Raw genomic sequence first — 6,270 nt, forward strand, 5'->3', positions numbered from 1 at the left:
GCTTACAGCACCTCCGGCGCGAGCGAGATGATCTTCATGAACTTCTTCTCGCGCAGCTCACGGCCCACGGGGCCGAAGATACGGGTGCCGCGAGGGTCGCCGTCGTTCTTGAGAATGACGGCGGCGTTCTCGTCGAAGCGGATGTACGAGCCGTCCTGGCGGCGGCGCTCCTTGACGGTGCGAACGATGACCGCCTTGACGACGTCACCCTTCTTCACGTTGCCACCGGGGATCGCGTCCTTGACGGTGGCGACGATGACGTCACCGATGCCCGCGTAGCGGCGACCGGAGCCACCGAGCACACGGATGCAAAGGATCTCCTTCGCACCAGTGTTGTCGGCGACACGCAGTCGCGACTCCTGCTGGATCACGTCTATCTCCTGAATGTCTGCCGGTTCCCGGCGCCCGTGGGCGAACCCACGGGACGCCGAGCCTGGCGGAACGAACTCGAAGGGTTACCCCTTCAAGTGATTACTTGGCCTTCTCGAGGATCTCGACGACGCGCCAGCGCTTCGTCGCGGACAGCGGCCGGGTCTCCATGAGGAGGACGCGGTCGCCGACACCCGCGGCGTTCTGCTCGTCGTGCGCCTTGAGCTTGTTCGTACGGCGGATGACCTTGCCGTACAGCGCGTGCTTGACGCGGTCCTCGACAGCGACGACGACGGTCTTGTCCATCTTGTCGCTGACGACCAGACCCTCACGGGTCTTGCGGAAACCGCGGGCTTCCTTGTTTTCAGTCACGTTGCTCTCGCTCATCAGGCGCTCTCCACCGTCTCGATGCCCAGCTCGCGCTCGCGCATCAGGGTGTAGATCCGGGCGATGTCCTTACGGACGGCCTTCAGCCGGCCGTGGTTCTCGAGCTGACCGGTCGCCGCCTGGAAGCGGAGGTTGAACAGCTCTTCCTTGGCCTCGCGGAGCTTGCCGACAAGCTCCTCGTTGCCCAGCTCGCGCAGCTCGGACGCCTTGGTACCGGCCGACATCACGCCTCACCTGCCTCGCGCCGAACGATCCGGCACTTCATCGGAAGCTTGTGAGCAGCGCGGGTAAGCGCCTCACGCGCAATCTTCTCGTTCGGGTAGGACAGCTCGAACATCACCCGACCGGGCTTGACGTTCGCGACCCACCACTCCGGGGAGCCCTTACCGGAACCCATGCGGGTCTCGGCGGGCTTCTTCGTGAGCGGGCGGTCCGGGTAGATGTTGATCCAGACCTTGCCGCCACGCTTGATGTGGCGGGTCATCGCGATACGAGCCGCCTCGATCTGGCGGTTGGTCACGTACGCCGGAGTGATGGCCTGAATGCCGTACTCGCCGAACGCAACCTGCGTACCACCCTTGGACATACCGCTCCGCTTGGGGTGGTGCTGCTTGCGGTGCTTGACCCTACGGGGGATCAGCATGACGGTCAGGCCTCCGTTCCGGTGCTGCTCTCAGCCGGAGCAGCGGCAGCGGCCTCGGCCTTGGGGGCCTCGGCGGCGGGTGCCTGCTGCTGCGGCTTGCGGCCGCGACCGCCACGCTCGCCACGGCCACCACGGGCCGGGCGGTCGGCACCGCCACGGGCCGGGCGGTTGCCGGCGCGGGCGGCGGCGTTCTCGGCGCGAACCTCGGCGATGTTCTTGACGTCGCCCTTGTAGATCCAGACCTTCACGCCGATGCGGCCGAAGGTGGTCTTGGCCTCGAAGAAGCCGTACTCGACGTTCGCGCGGAGCGTGTGCAGCGGCACACGGCCCTCGCGGTAGAACTCCGAGCGGGACATCTCGGCGCCGCCGAGACGGCCACCACACTGGATCTTGATGCCCTTGGCGCCCGCCTTCATGGCCGACTGCATGCTCTTGCGCATGGCGCGGCGGAAGGAGACGCGGGAGGACAGCTGCTCGGCAACGGCCTGGGCCACGAGCTGAGCGTCGACCTCGGGGTTCTTGACCTCGAGGATGTTCAGCTGGACCTGCTTGCCCGTGAGCTTCTCGAGGTCGCCGCGGATGCGGTCGGCCTCGGCGCCACGGCGGCCGATGACGATGCCCGGGCGGGCGGTGTGGATGTCCACGCGGACGCGGTCACGGGTGCGCTCGATCTCCACCTTCGAGATGCCGGCGCGCTCCATGCCGGACGTCATCATCCGACGGATGGCGACGTCTTCCTTGACGTAGTCCTTGTACAGCTTGTCGGCGTACCAGCGCGACTTGAAGTCGGTGGTGATGCCGAGCCGGAACCCGTGCGGGTTTACCTTCTGGCCCATTACCGGGTTCCTTCCTTGCTGCTGACGACCACGGTGATGTGGCTGGTCCGCTTGCGGATCCGGTAGGCACGGCCCTGGGCACGCGGACGGAACCGCTTCAGGGTCGGGCCCTCGTCGACGTACGCCTCGCTGATGTACAGCGAAGAGGCGTCCGTGTGGTCGTAGTTGTGCGCGGCGTTGGCGATGGCGCTGTCCAGCACCTTGCCGACCGGCACGCTCGCGGCCTGCGGGGCGAAACGCAGGACCGCCTGAGCCTCCGTGGCGTCCATGCCACGGATGAGGTCCACCACGCGGCGGGCCTTCATGGGCGTGACGCGGATGTACCGCGCCTGGGCCCTGGCTTCCATGGTTGTCCCTTCAGTGTCTGACACGTTCGTCATGGTCTGTCACCCCGCGTTAGCGGCGCTTCGACTTCCGGTCTTCCTTGACGTGACCCCGGAAGGTGCGCGTCGGCGAGAACTCGCCGAGCTTGTGGCCGACCATCGACTCGGTGACGAACACCGGGACGTGGGTCTTACCGTTGTGCACCGCGATCGTGTGGCCGAGCATGGCCGGGACGATCATCGAGCGACGGGACCAGGTCTTGATGACGTTCTTGGTGCCTGCCTCGTTCTGTACGTCCACCTTCTTGATCAGGTGGTCGTCGACGAAGGGCCCCTTCTTGAGACTGCGCGGCATCTAAACCCGCTCCTAGCGCTTCTTGTTCGTCTTGCGGCGGCGGACGATGTACTTGTTGCTCGCCTTCTTGGGAGAACGAGTACGACCCTCCTTCTGACCCCACGGGGAGACCGGGTGGCGACCACCGGAGGTCTTGCCCTCACCACCACCGTGCGGGTGGTCAACCGGGTTCATCGCCACACCGCGGACGGTCGGGCGAACGCCCAGCCAGCGCTTGCGGCCGGCCTTGCCCCAGTTGATGTTCGACTGCTCGGCGTTGCCGACCTCGCCGATGGTGGCGCGGCAGCGGACGTCGACCAGGCGGATCTCACCGGACGGCATGCGGAGGTGGGCCATCGAGCCCTCCTTCGCGAGCAGCTGCACGGAGGCACCCGCGGAGCGGGCGAACTTGGCGCCACCGCCGGGACGGAGCTCGATCGCGTGGATCGTGGTACCGACCGGGATGTTGCGGAGGGCCAGGTTGTTGCCGGGCTTGATGTCGGCGCCGGGACCGTTCTCGATCCTGTCGCCCTGGTTCAGGCCACGGGGGGCGATGATGTAGCGCTTCTCGCCGTCCGCGTAGTGCAGGAGCGCGATGCGCGCGGTGCGGTTCGGGTCGTACTCGATGTGCGCGACCTTCGCCGGCACGCCGTCCTTGTCGTGACGACGGAAGTCGATCACTCGGTAGGCGCGCTTGTGGCCACCGCCCTGGTGGCGGACGGTCACACGACCGGTGTTGTTACGGCCGCCCTTGCTGTGCAGGGGGCGGACCAGCGACTTCTCCGGCGTGGACCGCGTGATCTCGACAAAGTCGGCGACGCTGGAGCCACGACGGCCCGGAGTCGTCGGCTTGTACTTGCGGATACCCATTTCTCAGTCCTCGTCCGATATTCGGACGATCCGGACCGCCCTTAGGCGGTCGGACCGCCGAAGATGTCGATACGGCTGCCCTCGGCAAGGGTCACGATCGCGCGCTTGGTGTTGGCACGCTTGCCGAAGCCCGTGCGGGTGCGCTTGCGCTTGCCCTGGCGGTTGATCGTGTTGACCCCGGTGACCTTGACCGAGAAGACCGCCTCGACGGCCTGCTTGATCTGGGTCTTGTTGGCGCGCGGGTCGACGACGAACGTGTACTTGTTCTCGTCAAGGAGTGCGTAGCTCTTCTCGGAGACAACCGGCTTGACGAGAATGTCGCGCGGGTCCGTGAAGGTCTTGCTGGTGACGACGGCCTCAGTCATCAGGCGTCGCTCCCTTCGGTCTCAACGGCCTTGGGGCCAGACACGAAGGACTCGAGAGCGGCCTGGGTGAAGACCACGTCGTCGGAGACGAGCACGTCGTACGTGTTCAGCTGGCCCGGCTCCAGGATGTGCACCTGGGGCAGGTTGCGGGCGGACAGCCACGCGGCCTCGTCGGAGCGCTCGGCGACCAGGAGCAGGTTCTTGCGCTCCGAGATCTTGCCGAACAGCGTCTTGGCGGCCTTGGTGGAGACCTCGCCCTCGACCACGCCGGTGACGACGTGGATACGGGAGTGGCGGGCCCGGTCGGAGAGGGCACCGCGCAGGGCGGCGGCCTTCATCTTCTTCGGGGTCCGCTGCGAGTAGTCGCGCGGCACGGGGCCGTGGACGACGCCACCGCCGGCGAACTGCGGCGCGCGGGTCGAACCCTGGCGGGCGCGGCCGGTGCCCTTCTGGCGGTACGGCTTCTTGCCGCCGCCGCGGACCTCGCCGCGCGTCTTCGTCTTGTGCGTGCCCTGGCGGGCAGCGGCCAGCTGCGCGACGACGACCTGGTGGATCAGCGGAACGCTGGTCTTCGCGTCGAAGATCTCCGCGGGGAGCTCGACGGTCCCGGCCTTGTCGCCAACCGGCGAAAGGATGTCAATGGTGCTCATCGGTTACCTCAGGCCCCCTTGGCCGCGGTACGGACCAGGACGAGGCCGCCGTTCGGACCGGGAACCGCGCCCTTGATGAGCAGCAGACCCTTCTCCGCGTCAACGGCGTGGACGGTCAGGTTCTGGGTGGTGACCCGCTCGTTGCCCATGCGGCCCGCCATGCGGAGGCCCTTGAACACGCGGCCCGGGGTGGCGCAGCCACCGATGGAACCGGGCGAGCGGTGCTTGCGCTGGGTGCCGTGTCCGGCGCCCAGGCCACGGAAGTTGTGGCGCTTCATGACACCGGCGAAGCCCTTGCCCTTGCTCTTGCCGGTGACGTCGACCTTGACGCCCGCCTCGAAGACCTCGGCGGTGACTTCCTGGCCGAGCGTGTACTCGGAGGCGTCAGCGGTGCGGATCTCCACCAGGTGGCGGCGGGGGGTGACGTCGGCCTTGGCGAAGTGGCCCTTGAGGGGCTTGTTCACCTTGCGCGGGTCGATCTCGCCGAAGGCGATCTGGACCGACTCGTAGCCGTCGGTGTCGTTCGTGCGGACCTGGGTGACGACGCAGGGACCGGCCTTGACGACGGTCACCGGAACAACCCGGTTGTTCTCGTCCCAGACCTGGGTCATGCCGAGCTTCTCGCCCAGGACGCCCTTAATGTTCTTAGCCATCTCGCGCGTCACCTCAGAGCTTGATCTCGATGTCGACGCCGGCCGGCAGGTCGAGACGCATGAGCGAGTCGACCGTCTTCGGCGTGGGGTCGAGGATGTCGATGAGGCGCTTGTGCGTGCGCATCTCGAAGTGCTCGCGCGAGTCCTTGTACTTGTGCGGCGACTTGATGACGCAGTACACGTTCTTCTCAGTGGGCAGCGGCACCGGGCCCGCGACCGACGCACCAGTGCGCGTCACCGTCTCCACGATCTTCTTGGCCGAGGAGTCGATGACCTCGTGGTCGTAGGCCTTGAGCCGGATGCGGATCTTCTGTCCCGCCATGGCTACTCAGTAGTCCTGTCTCTCGTAACGCTCTGGAACCTGGTGGGCTCTGGTCACTCTTGCCTTCTCCGACCCACGCGGTCGGGCGTGTCGCACTCCCTCTACGAAGATCTCCCGAAGGATTTCCCAACCAAGGGGGTGCGGTCCGCCGAGGACCGCAAGCCGGGGGAGGACACCCACCGGGTGCCTGGCCGGTACCCCGCTGACGCTTCCCGGAAGATTCCCGTACGTCCGCCCCTGATCAGGGGCGACGAGTACTGTGGGACTCGCTTCCGGTCCTCCCGGCGGGAGGCGCGCAGCATCGGCACTCAACCGAGCAACCCGGACAGTCTGCCATACGGGGCGGCATCGCCGCCAATCGAGCCGAAGAGAATACCCCGGGGGCTGTGACGATCAAACCGGGGCACGCGGAGCCACGACGCGGCCGCGGGCGCTCGCCGCCCCGGGACCCGGCGGGGGCGCCCCTCCGTGGGCTCGGCAGGGCGCGCCGCTCCGGGGCCTCGGGCCGCCGATCCGGG

General features: G+C 67.2%; 12 protein-coding genes. All 12 read right to left on the bottom strand.

Annotation, left to right across the window (positions count from 1 at the left end):
- Positions 1–2: 2 nt before the first annotated feature.
- A complete protein-coding gene (gene rplN, locus HTZ82_RS02450) occupies positions 3–371 on the bottom strand; it encodes a 50S ribosomal protein L14 (protein WP_003956455.1) in 369 nt (122 codons plus the stop codon).
- Positions 372–471: 100 nt separating this feature from the next.
- The gene (rpsQ, locus tag HTZ82_RS02455) at positions 472–756 is read right to left on the bottom strand and encodes a 30S ribosomal protein S17 (RefSeq protein ID WP_039656223.1); all 285 of its coding nucleotides are present in this window, start codon (positions 754–756) and stop codon (positions 472–474) included.
- Entirely contained in the window at positions 756–980 is a 225-nt protein-coding gene (gene rpmC, locus HTZ82_RS02460) for a 50S ribosomal protein L29 (RefSeq protein ID WP_071273166.1), read from the bottom strand. Before rpmC ends, rpsQ begins: the two co-directional genes overlap by 1 nt.
- Positions 980–1,399 carry a 50S ribosomal protein L16 gene (gene rplP, locus HTZ82_RS02465; protein ID WP_010473948.1) on the bottom strand — a complete coding sequence of 140 codons (420 nt, stop codon included), beginning with the start codon at positions 1,397–1,399 and terminating at the stop codon, positions 980–982. The genes rpmC and rplP overlap by 1 nt, the downstream gene beginning before the upstream one ends.
- A 5-nt stretch (positions 1,400–1,404) precedes the next feature.
- Entirely contained in the window at positions 1,405–2,235 is an 831-nt protein-coding gene (gene rpsC / locus HTZ82_RS02470; RefSeq protein ID WP_175407580.1) for a 30S ribosomal protein S3, read from the bottom strand.
- Complete coding sequence (gene rplV, locus HTZ82_RS02475) at positions 2,235–2,582, bottom strand: 50S ribosomal protein L22 (protein ID WP_030685471.1); 348 nt, start codon at positions 2,580–2,582, stop codon at positions 2,235–2,237. The genes rpsC and rplV overlap by 1 nt, the downstream gene beginning before the upstream one ends.
- Before the next feature lie 49 nt (positions 2,583–2,631).
- The gene (gene rpsS / locus HTZ82_RS02480; RefSeq protein WP_175407581.1) at positions 2,632–2,913 is read right to left on the bottom strand and encodes a 30S ribosomal protein S19; all 282 of its coding nucleotides are present in this window, start codon (positions 2,911–2,913) and stop codon (positions 2,632–2,634) included.
- A gap of 12 nt (positions 2,914–2,925) precedes the next feature.
- Entirely contained in the window at positions 2,926–3,762 is an 837-nt protein-coding gene (gene rplB, locus HTZ82_RS02485; RefSeq protein ID WP_023587027.1) for a 50S ribosomal protein L2, read from the bottom strand.
- Between the two features lie 41 nt (positions 3,763–3,803).
- Positions 3,804–4,127 (bottom strand): 50S ribosomal protein L23, encoded by a 324-nt coding sequence (gene rplW, locus HTZ82_RS02490; protein WP_175407582.1) that lies wholly within the window; start codon positions 4,125–4,127, stop codon positions 3,804–3,806.
- Positions 4,127–4,777: a 50S ribosomal protein L4 gene (gene rplD / locus HTZ82_RS02495; protein ID WP_175407583.1), complete on the bottom strand. Its 651-nt coding sequence runs from the start codon at positions 4,775–4,777 to the stop codon at positions 4,127–4,129. The genes rplW and rplD overlap by 1 nt, the downstream gene beginning before the upstream one ends.
- 8 nt (positions 4,778–4,785) lie before the next feature.
- Entirely contained in the window at positions 4,786–5,430 is a 645-nt protein-coding gene (rplC, locus tag HTZ82_RS02500) for a 50S ribosomal protein L3 (RefSeq protein WP_175407584.1), read from the bottom strand.
- A 13-nt stretch (positions 5,431–5,443) separates the two neighbouring features.
- Complete coding sequence (rpsJ, locus tag HTZ82_RS02505; RefSeq protein WP_003948644.1) at positions 5,444–5,752, bottom strand: 30S ribosomal protein S10; 309 nt, start codon at positions 5,750–5,752, stop codon at positions 5,444–5,446.
- Positions 5,753–6,270: the final 518 nt, after the last annotated feature.

Origin of the sequence: Streptomyces sp. TRM64462 (genome assembly GCF_013362995.1) — a bacterium.
Taxonomy (GTDB): domain Bacteria; phylum Actinomycetota; class Actinomycetes; order Streptomycetales; family Streptomycetaceae; genus Streptomyces.